This is a genomic window from Halovulum dunhuangense (genome assembly GCF_013093415.1).
GTDB lineage: Bacteria > Pseudomonadota > Alphaproteobacteria > Rhodobacterales > Rhodobacteraceae > Halovulum > Halovulum dunhuangense.
Map to the genome: position 1 here is coordinate 1,745,926 of NZ_JABFBC010000001.1, position 13,799 is coordinate 1,759,724.

Annotated in this window: 18 protein-coding genes; 11 read left to right on the forward strand and 7 right to left on the reverse strand. The window is 69.4% G+C overall.

The features are described 5' to 3' along the window. Positions 1-61: 61 nt before the first annotated feature. Positions 62-1,180 (forward strand): PQQ-dependent sugar dehydrogenase, encoded by a 1,119-nt coding sequence (locus tag HMH01_RS08415; RefSeq protein WP_171324244.1) that lies wholly within the window; start codon positions 62-64, stop codon positions 1,178-1,180. Between the two features lie 6 nt (positions 1,181-1,186). Here the strand turns inward: HMH01_RS08415 and HMH01_RS08420 are convergent, their stop codons facing one another. From HMH01_RS08420 to HMH01_RS08430, 3 genes are all read right to left on the reverse strand, one after another. Next, positions 1,187-1,384, reverse strand: a complete 198-nt coding sequence (locus tag HMH01_RS08420) for a heavy-metal-associated domain-containing protein (RefSeq protein ID WP_171324246.1) — start codon at positions 1,382-1,384, stop codon at positions 1,187-1,189. A 70-nt stretch (positions 1,385-1,454) separates the two neighbouring features. Continuing rightward, on the reverse strand, positions 1,455-2,225 hold the full coding sequence (locus HMH01_RS08425) for an SDR family NAD(P)-dependent oxidoreductase (RefSeq protein WP_171324248.1): 771 nt from the start codon (positions 2,223-2,225) through the stop codon (positions 1,455-1,457). A 4-nt stretch (positions 2,226-2,229) separates the two neighbouring features. Continuing rightward, complete coding sequence (locus HMH01_RS08430; protein WP_171324250.1) at positions 2,230-2,613, reverse strand: rhodanese-like domain-containing protein; 384 nt, start codon at positions 2,611-2,613, stop codon at positions 2,230-2,232. A gap of 198 nt (positions 2,614-2,811) precedes the next feature. On the opposite strand from HMH01_RS08430, the gene HMH01_RS08435 reads away from it, so the two are divergent. The 3 genes from HMH01_RS08435 to serB all read left to right on the forward strand — a co-directional run bounded on the left by HMH01_RS08435 (position 2,812) and on the right by serB (position 5,522). Further along, positions 2,812-3,012, forward strand: a complete 201-nt coding sequence (locus HMH01_RS08435; RefSeq protein WP_171324252.1) for a hypothetical protein — start codon at positions 2,812-2,814, stop codon at positions 3,010-3,012. A gap of 169 nt (positions 3,013-3,181) precedes the next feature. Continuing rightward, positions 3,182-4,552: a class II 3-deoxy-7-phosphoheptulonate synthase gene (locus HMH01_RS08440; protein ID WP_171324253.1), complete on the forward strand. Its 1,371-nt coding sequence runs from the start codon at positions 3,182-3,184 to the stop codon at positions 4,550-4,552. Between the two features lie 112 nt (positions 4,553-4,664). Next, complete coding sequence (gene serB / locus HMH01_RS08445) at positions 4,665-5,522, forward strand: phosphoserine phosphatase SerB (RefSeq protein ID WP_171324255.1); 858 nt, start codon at positions 4,665-4,667, stop codon at positions 5,520-5,522. On the opposite strand, the gene HMH01_RS08450 is transcribed toward serB, so the two are convergent. Continuing rightward, positions 5,498-6,163 carry a PAS domain-containing protein gene (locus HMH01_RS08450; protein WP_171324257.1) on the reverse strand — a complete coding sequence of 222 codons (666 nt, stop codon included), beginning with the start codon at positions 6,161-6,163 and terminating at the stop codon, positions 5,498-5,500. The two genes, serB and HMH01_RS08450, sit on opposite strands and share 25 nt — an antisense overlap. Before the next feature lie 178 nt (positions 6,164-6,341). Here HMH01_RS08450 and HMH01_RS08455 point away from each other — a divergent pair, with 178 nt between their 5' ends. Genes HMH01_RS08455 through HMH01_RS08465 form a run of 3 tightly spaced genes read left to right on the forward strand, consistent with a single transcriptional unit; the run spans position 6,342 to position 8,450 of the window. Next, on the forward strand, positions 6,342-7,235 hold the full coding sequence (locus tag HMH01_RS08455; protein WP_171324259.1) for a YicC/YloC family endoribonuclease: 894 nt from the start codon (positions 6,342-6,344) through the stop codon (positions 7,233-7,235). A 13-nt stretch (positions 7,236-7,248) separates the two neighbouring features. Continuing rightward, entirely contained in the window at positions 7,249-7,911 is a 663-nt protein-coding gene (gmk, locus tag HMH01_RS08460) for a guanylate kinase (RefSeq protein WP_171324261.1), read from the forward strand. Next, positions 7,908-8,450, forward strand: coding sequence for a gamma carbonic anhydrase family protein (locus HMH01_RS08465; protein WP_171324263.1), 543 nt, complete (start codon positions 7,908-7,910; stop codon positions 8,448-8,450). Before gmk ends, HMH01_RS08465 begins: the two co-directional genes overlap by 4 nt. A gap of 10 nt (positions 8,451-8,460) precedes the next feature. Here HMH01_RS08465 and HMH01_RS08470 read toward each other — a convergent pair whose 3' ends face one another. After that, positions 8,461-9,066 (reverse strand): histidine phosphotransferase family protein, encoded by a 606-nt coding sequence (locus HMH01_RS08470; protein ID WP_171324265.1) that lies wholly within the window; start codon positions 9,064-9,066, stop codon positions 8,461-8,463. A gap of 38 nt (positions 9,067-9,104) precedes the next feature. On the opposite strand from HMH01_RS08470, the gene HMH01_RS08475 reads away from it, so the two are divergent. From HMH01_RS08475 to olsA, 3 genes are all read left to right on the forward strand, one after another. Further along, positions 9,105-9,284, forward strand: a complete 180-nt coding sequence (locus tag HMH01_RS08475) for a DUF3553 domain-containing protein (RefSeq protein ID WP_171324267.1) — start codon at positions 9,105-9,107, stop codon at positions 9,282-9,284. 154 nt (positions 9,285-9,438) lie between these two features. After that, entirely contained in the window at positions 9,439-10,224 is a 786-nt protein-coding gene (gene olsB / locus HMH01_RS08480) for an L-ornithine N(alpha)-acyltransferase (RefSeq protein ID WP_171324269.1), read from the forward strand. Beyond that, positions 10,221-11,069, forward strand: a complete 849-nt coding sequence (gene olsA / locus HMH01_RS08485) for a lyso-ornithine lipid O-acyltransferase (protein ID WP_171324271.1) — start codon at positions 10,221-10,223, stop codon at positions 11,067-11,069. The genes olsB and olsA overlap by 4 nt, the downstream gene beginning before the upstream one ends. Here the strand turns inward: olsA and HMH01_RS08490 are convergent. Further along, positions 11,043-11,669 (reverse strand): thiamine phosphate synthase, encoded by a 627-nt coding sequence (locus tag HMH01_RS08490; protein ID WP_171324272.1) that lies wholly within the window; start codon positions 11,667-11,669, stop codon positions 11,043-11,045. The two genes, olsA and HMH01_RS08490, sit on opposite strands and share 27 nt — an antisense overlap. A 96-nt stretch (positions 11,670-11,765) precedes the next feature. Between HMH01_RS08490 and HMH01_RS08495 the strand changes: the two genes are divergently transcribed. After that, entirely contained in the window at positions 11,766-12,380 is a 615-nt protein-coding gene (locus HMH01_RS08495) for a hypothetical protein (RefSeq protein WP_171324274.1), read from the forward strand. Between the two features lie 21 nt (positions 12,381-12,401). Here the strand turns inward: HMH01_RS08495 and eno are convergent, their stop codons facing one another. After that, a complete protein-coding gene (gene eno / locus HMH01_RS08500) occupies positions 12,402-13,679 on the reverse strand; it encodes a phosphopyruvate hydratase (RefSeq protein ID WP_171324276.1) in 1,278 nt (425 codons plus the stop codon). Positions 13,680-13,799: the final 120 nt, after the last annotated feature.

Here is a 13,799-nt window from a genome sequence, read left to right on the forward strand (position 1 = left end):
TGGCCCGTGGCCGCCGTGCCCGTATCATCAATCAAACCCTATAACGGAATGGGAGCCGGAGATGAAACGCCTCTTCGCCACGCTTGCAGCCCCGATCCTCGCGGCGGCCCTGGCCGCATCTGCCCTGGCGCAGGATGTCCGGGACACAAGCGCGGGCCCGGTCCGCGTGGACCGGATGATCGCGGGGCTGAACGAGCCCTGGGCCATCGGTTTCCTGCCCGGGGGCGGGGTGCTGGTGACGGAACGCGCCGGCCGGCTGCTGCATGTGAGGGGCGGCGACGCGGTGCCCGTCGCGGGCGTGCCGCAGGTGGCGCAGCTGGGGCAGGGCGGGCTGCTGGATGTCGTGATCGCGCGCGATTTCGCCCAGAGCCGCGAGATCTTTCTCAGCTTCGCCGAACCCGCCGGTGGCGGCGCGCGCACCGCGCTGGCGGTCGCGCGGATGTCGCAGGATGGCACCGCGCTGGAAAACCTGCGGGTCATCTTCCGCATGTCCGAGTCGTCCGGCCGGGGCCAGCATTTCGGCTCGCGCATCGTCGAGGCGCGGGACGGCACGCTGTTCCTGACCATCGGCGACCGGGGCGACGCGGACGAGGCGCAGAACCCCCGCGTGCACAACGGCAAGGTGATCCGCGTCGCCCGCGACGGGTCGATCCCGGGCGACAACCCCTTCGCCGACGGCGCGCAGGCGCTGCCCGAGATCTGGTCGATCGGCCATCGCAACCCGCAGGGCGCCGCGCTCGATGCCGAGGGGCGGCTCTGGACGGTGGCGCATGGCGCGCGCGGCGGGGACGAGGTGAACCGCCCCGAGGCGGGGCGCAACTACGGCTGGCCGGTGATTTCCTTCGGGCGGCACTATACCGGCCTCAGGATCGGTGTGGGCAGCACCCGTGCGGGCATGGAGCAGCCGTTGTTCTACTGGGATCCCTCGATCGCGCCCTCGGGCATGATGATCTATTCCGGGCGGCTGTTTCCCGAATGGCAGGGCGACGTGTTCGTGGGCGCGCTGCAATACGACACGGTCGTGCGCCTGGACGTGGACGGCAACCGCCTGTCCGAGGGTGAGCGGCTGTTCGCGGACGACTACATCCGCATCCGCGACGTGCGCGAGGCGCCGGACGGGGCGATCTGGTTCCTGTCCGTGGGCGACGGCGCGGCCTACAGGGTCACGCCGGCCGACTGAGGTGGCTCAGGCGCGGGTCGCCTCGTAGCCCGCGCCCTTGAGCGCCGCCAGGATCGACGCCTCGGTCTGGGGTGTCTCGACGCTGACGGTGCGGGCGGACAGGTCCACACGCACCGCGGCGTTCGGATCGAGCGCGTGCAGCGCCTTTTCGATCGCGGCCTTGCAATGCCCGCAGCTCATGTCGGGGACGTGGAAGGTGGTCATCGGATGCTCCTGTCATGCTTCCGCACCCAGATGGGGCTTCCTGCTGCTGGAAGGTCAAGCCCCCTGAGGCTCATTTCGGCGCCATGCGGATCGCGCCATCGAGGCGCACCACCGCGCCGTTCATCATCGGGTTCTCGATCATGTGGCGCACCAGCGACGCGAATTCCGCCGGGTCGCCCAGCCGCGGCGGAAAGGGCACCGAGGCGCCCAGCGATTCCTGCACCTGGGGCGGCAGCCCCGCCACCATCGGCGTGCGGAACAGGCCCGGCGCGATGGAATTGACCCGGATGCCGAGCGCCGCCAGATCGCGCGCCATCGGCAGGGTCATGGCTGCGACCGCCCCTTTCGAGGCGGCATAGCCGATCTGGCCGATCTGCCCCTCGAAGGCCGCGACGGACGCGGTGGTCACGATCGCGCCGCGCTCTGCGTCCCGGCCCATGGGCGCAAGCCCGCCCATCTGCGCCGCAGCCTGGCTGACAAGATGGAAGGTGCCCATCAGGTTGACCGCGATCACCCGGTCGAACAGGGCGGGGTCGTGCGGGCTGCCATCTTTCGCCACCGTCCGCGCGCCGGGCGCGATGCCCGCGCAGGCCACCGCGATCCGCGCGGGCCCATGCACGGCCGCCGCCGCCGACAGCGCATCGGCCACGGCGGCGCTGTCGGTCACGTCGCACATCAGGAACAGCCCGCCCAGGCTTTCGGCCAGTTCCGCCCCCGTATCGGGGTTCAGGTCCAGGATCGTCACCGGCGCGCCGGCCGCGGCCAGGATGCGCGCGGTTTCCGCCCCGAGCCCCGATGCGCCGCCGCTGATGATCGCGGGGGTGTCCTCTCCGATCCGCATGGGGTCAGTCCTTTGCCGCCACGGGGCCGCCGGCGGATTTCCAGCCGGAAAAGCCGTCGCGCACATGGGTCACGCCCGCAAGCCCCATCTCCTGCGCCGTCCGTGCCGCCAGCGCCGAGCGCCAGCCCGAGGCGCAGTAGAACACGAAGCGGCCGCCCGACTGGAACTGCGGCTTGGCATAGGGGCTTTCGGGGTCGATCCAGAATTCCAGCATGCCGCGCGGGCAGTGAAACGCACCCGGGATCATGCCGTCCCGCTGCAATTCGCGGATGTCGCGCAGATCGACGAAGGTGACGCCCTCGGCCCCGTGCAGCGCCATCGCCTCGGACGCGGGGATGTTGTCCACGATCCCGTTGGCTTCGGCCACCATGTCCTTCACCGTCTTCATCGCGCGCTCCGTTACTGTCTCGTTGCGCAAGGAGTAGCAGAGCGATTGTCGGGGAAACAGGGGGTAGGGCGGCACGGCAATACATCACGAACAGGAATGGAAATGCAGATAAACATTCATTTCCATTATGGCGCGCTGCGGCATATCTGGCTGTCATCCCGGATCGCCCGGAACCGTCAGCCTGAAAGGACCGCCGCCATGAACACCCGGACCCTGACCGAAGCGACCACGCCCGCACCGCTGAGCGGCGCGGACCGCGACGTGGTGCGAACCCTTGCCTTCGTGGCGCTGACCGTGGTCGCCGGCCACGCGCTTGCCGCCCTGATCGGCGCCGCCGGACTCGAAGCCGCGCCGGCAGTCGTTGCCGACTGGCACGGCAACGTCGCCGCCAGCCGCTGATCCCGCGCCTCCCCTGCCTGCCCGCCGCCTTCGCCCGCAGGGGGATGCCTGCGGCGGGCGGTGTGGTTCCCCCGCCGGAACATCACGGGGCATCGTCGCTGGTAATGCCCGGCGCGCTTGCCTATAACGCGGCTGTTGAAAATCGGGGGACGACTCGGGAGCGAGAGCGATGACTTCTGCGTGGAACAAGACCGCATGGCGCAACCATGAGCGGATCCAGATGCCGGATTATCCGGACCAGGCCGCTTTGGGCGAGGTGGAGGCAAAGCTCGCCACCTATCCGCCGCTGGTCTTTGCCGGAGAGGCGCGCCGCCTGAAGGCGGAGCTGGCGCAGGTCGTCGAGGGCAAGGCGTTCCTGCTTCAGGGCGGCGATTGCGCGGAAAGCTTCGCGGAATTCTCGGCCGACAATATCCGCGACACCTTCAAGGTGATGTTGCAGATGGCGGTGGTCCTGACCTTCGGGGCGAAGCTGCCGGTGGTCAAGATCGGCCGCATGGCCGGCCAGTTCGCCAAGCCCCGTTCCGCGCCCACGGAAGTGGTGGACGGCGTCACGCTGCCGATCTATCGCGGCGACATCATCAACGATACCGCGCCCACGCTGGATGCGCGCATGCCCGATCCGCAGCGCATGCTTCAGGCCTATACCCAGGCGGCGGCGTCGCTGAACCTGCTGCGCGCCTTCAGCCAGGGCGGTTTCGCAGACATCGCGCGGGTGCACAGCTGGACGCTGGGCTTCACCTCGGACACGCCGGGCTACGAGAAGTATCACAAGCTGGCGAACCGCATCCATGAAAGCCTGGAATTCATGGAAGCGGCGGGCGTCAGCGGCGACACGGTGGACGCGCTGCACCGCGTCGATTTCTTCACCAGCCACGAGGCGCTGCTGCTGGAATACGAAGAGGCGCTGTGCCGGGTGGACAGCACCTCGGGCCTGCCGGTGGCGGGCTCGGGCCACATGATCTGGATCGGCGACCGCACCCGCCAGCCCGACGGCGCCCATGTCGAGTTCTGCCGCGGCGTGCAGAACCCGATCGGCCTGAAATGCGGCCCCTCGATCACCGAGGACGACCTGCTGCGCCTGATCGAGAAGCTGAACCCCGCCAACGAGGCGGGCCGGCTGACGCTGATCAACCGCTTCGGCGCCGGAAAGGTGGGCGAGCACCTTCCCAAGCTGATCCGCGCCGTCGAGCGCGAGGGCTTCAAGGTGCTGTGGTCCTGCGATCCGATGCATGGCAACACGATCAAGTCCGACTCGGGCTACAAGACCCGTCCCTTCGAGCGGGTCCTGCGCGAGGTGCGCGAGTTCTTCGCCGTGCACGAGGCCGAGGGCACCTATCCGGGCGGGGTGCATTTCGAGATGACCGGCAAGGACGTCACCGAATGCACCGGCGGCCTGCGCGCCGTGGCGGACGAGGATCTGTCGGACCGCTACCACACCGTCTGCGACCCGCGCCTGAACGCGGCGCAGTCGCTGGAGCTGGCCTTCCTGGTGGCCGAGGAGCTGCACCAGCGCCGCGAGGCGCAGCGCGCGGCGGTCTGAAGCGACCCGGCCGCGGGCGCGGCCGGGGCCTCCGGCGGGGATATTTGAAGAAAGTGGAAGGGCAGGGGCGTGTCGCGCGGCGCGCCCGCTGTCATTCAGGAAAGGGGCAGGCATGGGCGGGCAGTTCCTGGTGGTGACGACCGAGGGTGTCGTCGGCGACGACCTGGTGGGCGAGGTGATCGCGCGGGCAGGTGCCGGCGCGGGCACGCCGCGGCGACTGGGCAAGGGCGCGGTGGAGATCCCGCTTGCCGCGATGATCGACGATCTGGCGCCGCTCCGGCAGGGGCTGGCGGCGGATGTGAACCAGGTCGCGGCTGATGCGCGGCGCAAGGCGATCCTGATCGCGGACATGGACAGCACCATCATCTCGGTCGAGTGCATCGACGAGCTGGCCGATTACGCGGGCGTCAAGGAGCATGTCGCCCGCATCACCGAGGCGGCGATGCGGGGCGAGCTGGATTTCGAGCAGGCGCTTTTCGCCCGCGTGGAACTGCTCCGCGGCCTGCCGGTGTCTGTGCTGCAATCCTGCTACGACGAACGGGTGCGGCTGAACCCGGGGGCGGCCGCGATGGTGGGCGGCATGAACGCCGCCGGCGCGCGCACGGCACTTGTCTCGGGCGGTTTCACCTTCTTCACCGAGCGCGTGGCCGCTGCCGCGGGCTTCCAGAGCAACCAGGCCAACGTGCTGGAAGAGGCGGACGGCCGTCTGACCGGCAGCGTCCGCCTGCCGGTGCTCGGCCGGCAGGCCAAGGCCGACGCGCTGGACGCGCTGTGTGCCGAGCGGGGCGTCACGCCGCGCGACGTGGTCGCCATCGGCGATGGGGCGAACGACCTGTCGATGATCGAGAAGGCGGGGCTTGGCGTGGCCTATCGCGCGAAGCCCGCGCTCAGGGAAAAGGCGGACGCGGTTCTGGACCATTCGGACCTGACCGCGGTGCTGGCGCTTCAGGGCCTGCCCCTGCCGTCCTGACCGCCCGAAAGCAGGCGCAGATGCCCCCGGCGCCGCGGCCCGCTGACCGGCTGGGGGTTTTCCAGCAGCGACAGCGGCGGCGGGGCCGGCGGCAGCCCGTAGGCCTGCGCCGGTTCGGCAAAGCCGGGCAGGGCCTGTCGCGTTGCGCCCTGGCGGTCGTCGGTCCGCACGGGCGTTGTGATCGCGGCCGAGATCGTGAACTGCACCGGCGCGCGCATCACCCCGGCAGTGGTGATGCAGCCCAGCACCCGGGTCAGGTCGCCCAGGTCGCTGCACAGCGGCAGAAGCAGCATCCTTGCGGCGATGTCCCGCCCGAACCGGTCGGGCCCGTAGAGGTCGAGTTCCACCACCGCCGGAAGCGTCAGCACCGACTTGAGATGTGCATGGATGCCGGGCCGCGCCCGGTCGTCGAACAGCGCCTCGGGCGGCATGCCGCGCACCTCGACCCCCATGAGTTCGCACAGCGAAAGGCCCGCAAGCCGGATGCGCAATTCCTCCGGGCGGATCTGTTCGAGGATGAACAGACGTTCGAGCGCATCCTCGAACCGGCGCGGATCCAGCTCGGAGCGCAGCGGCGCGAGGCGCCCCCGGCGCAGGCTTTCCCAGTAGTCGCGCAACCCTGTCAAGGCATCCGTGTTCATCGCTGGCCCGTCCGTCCGCCTGATGTTCGCGGCTTTCGCGGGCATGACTATCCGCGACCGCTTGCGTTCCGCATGTCCGCAAGACTAGTCAATTTTTAGATTATTGTCCCCGGCTTTGGTAACAAATGATTAACGCTACGGCGGATGGGGTCTTGCAGGGCAAAAAGGAACGCTGACGATGGCACTTTCTTCGATGACCGGCTTTTCGGCGGTGACCGGTCGGTCGGGCACGCTCGAATGGCACTGGGAGGCGCGGTCGGTCAACGGGCGCGGGCTGGACCTGCGGCTGCGGCTGCCCGAGGGGCTGGAACGGCTGGAGCCGGAAATCCGGGCCGCGGCGCAGGCCCGGCTGAACCGTGGCTCGGTCCAGATCGGTCTGCGCATTGCCGGCGGCGAGGGGGCGGCCGGGCTCGAGCTGAACCGCGAGACGCTGGCGCGCGTGCTTGCCAGCGCCGCCGAGGTCGCCCGCGCGGCCGAAGCCGAGGGGCTGCGCCTGGCCCCGATCAGCGCCGGAGAGATCCTTGCCACCCGCGGCGTGGTCGAGGGGGTGCGGCTTGCCGACCGGCTGGCCGACGCGGCCGAGGCGATCGCCGCCGATATCGACCCGTTGCTGGCGTCGCTCGTGGCGCACCGCCGCAGCGAGGGGACGGCGCTGGCCCGCGTGCTGGCCGAACAGCTGGACCGGTTGGAGGGGCTGACCGCCGCGGCGGCCGAGACGGCCGAGGCCCGCGCCGCCCGTTCGGGCGAGGTGCTGCGGGCAAGGGTGGCGGCGCTTCTTGGCGCGCAGGACAGGGTGGATGCGGACCGCCTGGCGCAGGAGCTGGCGCTTCTGGCGGTCAAATCCGACGTGACCGAGGAGCTGGACCGCCTGCGCGCCCATATCGCCGCCACCCGCGCGCTGCTGGCCGAGGGCGGGCCGGTGGGGCGCAAGCTCGATTTCCTGATGCAGGAGTTCAACCGCGAGGCCAATACCCTGTGCTCCAAGGCGCAGGATCCGGCGCTGACGGCGATCGGTCTTGATCTCAAGCTCGTCATCGATCAGATGCGCGAGCAATGCCAGAACGTCGAATAGGAGCCCGCGCCCCGTGTCCGAGACTGCCCAGCCTGCCCGCCGTGGATTGCTGATCATCCTGTCCTCGCCCTCGGGGGCGGGGAAATCCACGCTCTCGCGCCGGCTGCGCGGCTGGGATCCGCGGATCACCTTTTCCGTCTCGGCCACCACGCGGCCCCCGCGCCCCGGAGAGATCGACGGCCAGGACTACCATTTCATGAGTGTCGAGCGCTTCCGCCAGACCGTGGCCGAGGGGCGGATGCTGGAACATGCCGAGGTGTTCGGGAACTTCTACGGCTCGCCGCAGGAGCCGGTCGAGAAGGCCATCAATGCGGGCCATGACGTGCTGTTCGACGTGGACTGGCAGGGCGGCCAGCAGATCCGCGAAAGCAGCCTCGGGCACCAGGTGGTGTCGATCTTCCTGCTGCCGCCCTCGATCGCGGAACTCGCCGCAAGGCTGCGCGCCCGCGGGCAGGACAGCGCCGAGGTGATCGCGGGCAGGATGCGCAAGAGCCGCGACGAGATCAGCCACTGGGCCGAGTATGATTACGTCCTGGTGAACGAGGACCTGGCGCTCTGCGAGGAACATCTGCGCGCCATCGTCACCGCCGAGCGACTGCGTCGCACCCGCCAGCCGGGGCTGGTGGGCCACGTCAAGGCGCTGAACGAGGAATTCGAGAAGGGGGTCGGCATATGAGCGGGCTTTACGATCTGGACGGCGTCTCGCCGCATCTGCCGGAGGATGGCGACGTCTGGGTGGCGCCGGGGGCAGCGCTGATCGGCGACGTGGTGATGGAAAGCGGCAGCTCGGTCTGGTTCAACGCCGTGCTGCGCGGCGACAACGAGCGGATCCACCTGGGGCGCGGCTCGAACATCCAGGAAAACTGCGTGCTGCACACCGATCCCGGCTATCCGCTGACCATCGGCGCGGACTGCACCATCGGCCACAAGGCGATGCTGCATGGCTGCACCATCGGCGACGGCGCGCTGATCGGGATGGGGGCGACCATCCTGAACGGGGCGGTGATCGGGGCGGGCTGCCTGATCGGTGCGGGCGCGCTGGTGACCGAAGGCAAGCGGATCCCGCCGGGATCGCTGGTGATGGGGGCGCCGGGCAAGGTGGTGCGCGAGCTGGACGAAACCGCCCGCGCGGGGCTTGTCGCCTCGGCCGAGCGGTATCAGGCCAACATGCGCCGCTTTCGCGCGGGCCTGCGCCCGGCCATGCTGAAGGCCTGAGCCGCGCCGCCTAGAGGCGCCTGAGATCGAGGCTCATCCCGTTCTCGCGCGTCGCACGGGTCGCACGCGCGCCGCGTGCCTGGAGAAGCTGGCCGAGCAGCAGGAACTGCACCTCCGCCGGACGGACCCTGGCCTCCGCGTCCGGATGCTCGAGCAGGCGCCACAACGCCTCTGCGTCGCGCAGGCGGGGCGCGGTCGTCTCGATGCCGACCGCGCCGGCGGACAGGACCAGCCGCGTCTCGCCGCCCAGTGGCAGGCAATGCTCCTTGCACAGAAGCGCCAGCAGCGCCGCCTTTGCGGTGGTGCGCGGCAGCTCGGAACCCTCGACGGTCAGCACCAGTTTCCATCTTCCGCTGACCAGCGCACCCAGGATCGGGCGCAACTCGGCCAGCGCGACGCGGTCCTGCGGCGCGGCATCGCCGAAGGCGAGTCGGAACAGGCGCAATTTCTGCACCGTGGCGTTGACGCTGTCGGCGATCAGTTCAAGTTCGGGCGCAGCGGTGGTCCGGCCAAGGCACGAAAGCAGCTCCACGCCGTTTCCGATCGCGCCGACCGGGTTTACAAGGTCATGGCAGATGCGCGAGGAGACGAGGCCGGTCAGGTCCGGATGGGTCAAGGGCGGTCTCCCGACGGGTGAAAGGAACAGGGATGGCGATGAACGAGTTTCTGGAGCCCGGCTCCTTCGTGCGGCATCCCGACATGCCCGACTGGGGTCTCGGGCAGGTTCAGTCCGTGGTCGGCCACAGGATCACCGTGAACTTCGAGCATGTGGGAAAGGTGGTCATCGATGGCACCCGCATCCTTCTCGTCCCGGAATTCCTGCCTCGCCAATAGTGAAATCGTCCCACATTTCACAACCATAAGGTGAGTCCGGCGTTCCGGGCAAGATCCTTTCCCGGAATGACCCGACGGTGCGGCACCGCGTCTCATGTTGCATGCACGGGTCCGACTTCGTAAGACCGAGCACGGCAGTCACGTTCGGGGAGCCATGGAACTCGACACCAAACGCTTCGAGATCCGCATTGCAGCCAGCGACGAGGATATCGCCGCGGCCCAGCGGCTGCGCTACCGCGTCTTCGTCGAGGAGATGGGCGCGCCCGCCGCCTCTGCCGACCATGCGCGGCGGCTGGAAAAGGACGCCTTCGATCCGTTCTTCGACCACCTGATCCTGATCGACAGGGCGACACCGGTGGCCGATCCGCTGGACCGGGTGGCGGCCGTCTACCGACTGCTGCCGGGCGACCGCGCGCGGGCGGCGGGGGGCTTCTACAGCGCCAGCGAATACGACCTGTCGCGGATCGAGGCGCTGGGCCGCAAGACAGTCGAACTTGGCCGCTCCTGCGTGGCCGCGCCCTATCGCGGCGGCATTGCCATGCATCTCATGTGGAACGCGCTGGCCGAATACGTCCTGTCGCGCGAGATCGAGATCCTGTTCGGCGTGGCCTCGTTTCACGGCACCGACCCTGACGCCATCGCGCCCGCGCTGTCCTGGCTGCATCACCACCACCTCGCGCCCGACGATCTGCGCGTGCGCGCCCGTCCCGAGGGTTTCGTGGACATGGACCTCGTGCCCGAGGACAGGCTGGATCGCGTCGAGGCGCTGGCGCAGATCCCGGCGCTGATCAAGGCCTATCTGCGGCTGGGCGGCTTCGTGGGCGAGGGGGCCTTCATCGACCGGGACTTCAACACCATCGATGTCTGCCTGCTGATGGATACGGCCCGCATGGCCGAGAAGTATCACGCCTTCTATACGCGGAGCTTCGCGCGGAAATGAGCGTGACCTGGAACGGTGCAGCGCCCGAGCGGGTGCGCGCGCCCTGCGTGACCGAGCGTCTGCGCATGGTGCTGCGCGCCCTGGCGCTGGTCCTTGTCACCTATCTCGGCATTCCTTTCGTGGTGCTGTTCAACCTGGTCGAGCGTGCGGCCCCGCTGGGCGTCGCGCACCGCATCGCGTGCCTGTGGGGGCGCATCTGCCTGTGGCTCTGCGGGGTCCGGGTGCTTGCGCGCGGCACGCCCATGCGCGGGGGGGGCGCGGTGGTCGCGAACCATGCCGGCTGGATCGACATCTTCACGCTGCTGACCGCGGACCGGGTCTATTTCGTCTCCAAGGCGGAAGTGGCGGGCTGGCCGCTGGTGGGCTGGCTGTCGCGCCAGATCGGGACCGTCTACATCGACCGAAGGCGCACGTCGTCGAAGGCGCAGGCCGCCATGCTGCACGACCGGCTTGCCCGCGGCGACCGGCTCTGCTTCTTCCCCGAAGGCACCTCCACCGACGGGCGGCGGGTGCTGCCCTTCAAGTCGACGCTGTTCGCCCCCTTTACCGCCGAGGGCCTGCGCGACGAATTGTGGGTGCAGCCGGTCAGCATCGTCTACCACCCCGCGCCGGACCTGCCGCGCAGCTTCTACGGCTGGTGGGGAGAGATGCCGCTCGGGCCGCATCTGAAGGCGGTCTTTGCCCTGTCGCGCGGCGGCGTGGCCGAAGTGATCCACCATCCGCCCCTGCGTGCCGCCGATTTCGCCGACCGAAAGGCGCTGGCCGCCGCCTGCGAGGAAGCCGTGCGCGCGGGCGTCACGGCCGCGCTGGAGGCCGCGCTAGAGACTGGCCGCGATCCTGCCTAGCGCCGCTGCCGGTCCATCCCCTGCGGCCCAGATCTCGTCCGACAGGCAGATGAAATCGGTATAGGGCAGCAAGCCCGCGAGCGCCGCGCCGGCCAGCCCGCCCTCGGCCACGACCGGGATCTCGATCATTTCGGACCACCACTGGAAGAGTTCCGGCTCTGCCACGGTCCCGTCGCCCAGAAGCGTGTCGGCACTGACGGGTCCGAAGGCGATGTAGTCCGCGCCCAGCTCTCCGGCGGTCATCCCGGCATGGCGCGAGGTGCCGCAGAACGCGCCCAGGATGGCCTCCTTGCCCAGCAGCTTGCGCACCTCCTTCACGCGGCGCGCGCCGTCGGTCAGGTGCACGCCATCGAGTCCCAGCCGCTCCACCAGCCGGAAGTGGTCGTCGATCACCAGCGGAATGTCGCGGGCATGGGCGATCTCGCGCAGCATGTCGGCGGCGCGGGACAGGTCGTCCTCGTCCCGGGTCGCCAGCGACAGGCGCAGGCAGGCGACCGGCGCCGCGTCGAGCGCCGCTTTCAGGGGCGTCTCGAAGCCCGACAACTCGAAGGCGGGCGGCGTGGCAAGATAGATCTTCGGCGGCTCACGGTCTTCGGTCATCGGGGCACCCCTCGGTTTCGCGCGCTTCTATCGCGGGGCAGGGCGCGGGTCCAGCACGGGCTTGCGCGGGTCGGCGTGGTGCAGCACTCTCGGGCCATGGACAGTCGCATCGGATATCGCGGGCCCGGCATGATGGGCCACAATGACGGCCCGCCGCTCGATGCGGGGGCAAGCTGGCGCCGCTTTGCCTGGAAGAAGGCGCGCGCGGAACTCCTGGGGCCGCGGCTGCCCGTGGAAGTGATCCGCCGCAGGGTCGTCCGCGCAAGGGAGTTGGGTCTTGCCTACCCCGATTATGCCGCGATCCTGCTCGGCTCGGGGCGGGACATCACGGCCTTTCTCTTCACCTGCGAGGCGATCGGCCTGCGCCTGGCCCGGCGACTGGACCTGCCCGAGCCGTCGCGCGCAAGGCTTGCATCGCTCATCCGCTGCGAGCGCGCGATCCTTGCGCCCGAAGGCGAGGCGCCGGGCGATTTCGCCGCCGAGTTGCAGGAAGTGTCCGGCCTGACCTTCGTTGCCGGCGCGGCGCCCGCGCCCGCGGCAAGCTGGGGCGAAAGCCGGGCGGCGCTGCTGGACCTGCTCGGGTCGGCCGGCCTGCCCGCGAACGCGGTGGTCATGGTCGGCACGCGCCCCCTTGAGTCGCGCTGGGCCGAGGCGGCGGCGCTTGCGCGCTTCCTGCCGGCCGAGAAGTGGCAGGGCGCGGCGGCGGTCTGATCCGCCACGCCCCGGGGGCATTCAGCGCTTCAGGATCGAGCGGCCGGCATATTCCGCCGTCTCGCCCAGGTTCTCCGCGATCCGGATCAGCTGGTTGTACTTGGCCAGCCGGTCCGAGCGCGACAGCGACCCGGTCTTGATCTGCCCGCAATTGGTGGCCACCGCCAGGTCCGCGATGGTCGCGTCCTCGGTCTCGCCCGAGCGGTGGCTCATCACGCAGGTGAAGCGCGCGCGATGGGCCATGTCCACGGCCTCCAGCGTCTCGGTCAGGCTGCCGATCTGGTTGACCTTGACCAGCATCGAGTTGCCGCAGCCCCTCGCGATGCCATCGGCCAGGCGCCGCGAGTTGGTCACGAACAGATCGTCGCCCACCAGCTGGCAGCGGTCGCCGATGCGGTCGGTCAGCAGCTTCCAGCCCTCCCAGTCGTCCTCGGCCATGCCATCCTCGATCGAGATGATCGGATAGGCGTCGACCAGGGCTGCCAGGTAGTCGGCGTTCTCGGCCGAGGAAAGCCGCTTGCCCTCGCCCTTCATGTCGTAGATGCCGTCCCGGAAATACTCGGTCGAGGCGCAGTCGAGTGCGAGGTAGATTTCCTCGCCGGGCTTGTAGCCGGCCTTCTCGATCGAGCGCATGATGAAGTCGAGCGCGTCGGTGGTCGAGGACAGGTTCGGCGCAAAGCCGCCCTCGTCGCCGATGCCGGTGTTGTGGCCGGCGTCGTGCAGCTCCTTCTTCAGCGTGTGGAACACCTCCGCACCCATCCGCACCGCCTCGGCGATGCTGTCGGCGGCCACCGGCATGATCATGAATTCCTGGAAGTCGATCGGGTTGTCGGCATGCTCGCCGCCATTGATGATGTTCATCATCGGCACCGGCAGCACGCGCGCCGATGTGCCGCCCACATAGCGATAAAGCGGCTGGCCCAGGCTCTGCGCCGCCGCCTTGGCCACGGCCAGGCTCACGCCCAGGATCGCGTTCGCGCCCAGCCGCGCCTTGTTGGGCGTGCCGTCGAGCTCGATCATCGCGCGGTCGATGGCGACCTGGTCGGTGGCGTCATGGCCCACGATCTCGTCGGCGATCTCGACATTGACCGCCTCGACCGCCTTCAGCACGCCCTTGCCCTTGTAGCGCGACTTGTCGCCGTCGCGCAGCTCCACCGCTTCGTGCGCGCCGGTCGAGGCGCCCGAGGGCACGGCGGCGCGGCCCAGCGTGCCGTCGTCCAGCAGCACGTCCACCTCGACCGTCGGGTTGCCCCGGCTGTCCAGTATCTCGCGTGCGGTGATGTCGATGATGGTGCTCATGGGGGTAGGGTCCTCACGTCCATTGGGGCCTCGCCGCGGTGTTAACGAAAACCGCCCCGCTTGCAAAGCCCGCATGCCGCGCGCGCCCGCCTTCCACTTTCTTCAAATATCCCCGCCGGA

What these genes read in the sequence shown, in the direction of transcription:
- HMH01_RS08415 (WP_171324244.1), top strand. Translation starts at nt 62, where the DNA reads ATGAAACGCCTCTTCGCCACGCTTGCAGCCCCGATCCTCGCGGCGGCC.
- HMH01_RS08430 (WP_171324250.1), bottom strand. Translation starts at nt 2,613, where the DNA reads ATGAAGACGGTGAAGGACATGGTGGCCGAAGCCAACGGGATCGTGGAC.
- HMH01_RS08495 (WP_171324274.1), top strand. Translation starts at nt 11,766, where the DNA reads ATGGACAGTCGCATCGGATATCGCGGGCCCGGCATGATGGGCCACAAT.
- HMH01_RS08440 (WP_171324253.1), top strand. Translation starts at nt 3,182, where the DNA reads ATGACTTCTGCGTGGAACAAGACCGCATGGCGCAACCATGAGCGGATC.
- HMH01_RS08425 (WP_171324248.1), bottom strand. Translation starts at nt 2,225, where the DNA reads ATGCGGATCGGAGAGGACACCCCCGCGATCATCAGCGGCGGCGCATCG.
- HMH01_RS08420 (WP_171324246.1), bottom strand. Translation starts at nt 1,384, where the DNA reads ATGACCACCTTCCACGTCCCCGACATGAGCTGCGGGCATTGCAAGGCC.
- HMH01_RS08450 (WP_171324257.1), bottom strand. Translation starts at nt 6,163, where the DNA reads ATGAACACGGATGCCTTGACAGGGTTGCGCGACTACTGGGAAAGCCTG.
- eno (WP_171324276.1), bottom strand. Translation starts at nt 13,679, where the DNA reads ATGAGCACCATCATCGACATCACCGCACGCGAGATACTGGACAGCCGG.
- olsB (WP_171324269.1), top strand. Translation starts at nt 9,439, where the DNA reads ATGGAACTCGACACCAAACGCTTCGAGATCCGCATTGCAGCCAGCGAC.
- HMH01_RS08465 (WP_171324263.1), top strand. Translation starts at nt 7,908, where the DNA reads ATGAGCGGGCTTTACGATCTGGACGGCGTCTCGCCGCATCTGCCGGAG.
- olsA (WP_171324271.1), top strand. Translation starts at nt 10,221, where the DNA reads ATGAGCGTGACCTGGAACGGTGCAGCGCCCGAGCGGGTGCGCGCGCCC.
- HMH01_RS08435 (WP_171324252.1), top strand. Translation starts at nt 2,812, where the DNA reads ATGAACACCCGGACCCTGACCGAAGCGACCACGCCCGCACCGCTGAGC.
- HMH01_RS08475 (WP_171324267.1), top strand. Translation starts at nt 9,105, where the DNA reads ATGAACGAGTTTCTGGAGCCCGGCTCCTTCGTGCGGCATCCCGACATG.
- HMH01_RS08490 (WP_171324272.1), bottom strand. Translation starts at nt 11,669, where the DNA reads ATGACCGAAGACCGTGAGCCGCCGAAGATCTATCTTGCCACGCCGCCC.
- HMH01_RS08455 (WP_171324259.1), top strand. Translation starts at nt 6,342, where the DNA reads ATGGCACTTTCTTCGATGACCGGCTTTTCGGCGGTGACCGGTCGGTCG.
- serB (WP_171324255.1), top strand. Translation starts at nt 4,665, where the DNA reads ATGGGCGGGCAGTTCCTGGTGGTGACGACCGAGGGTGTCGTCGGCGAC.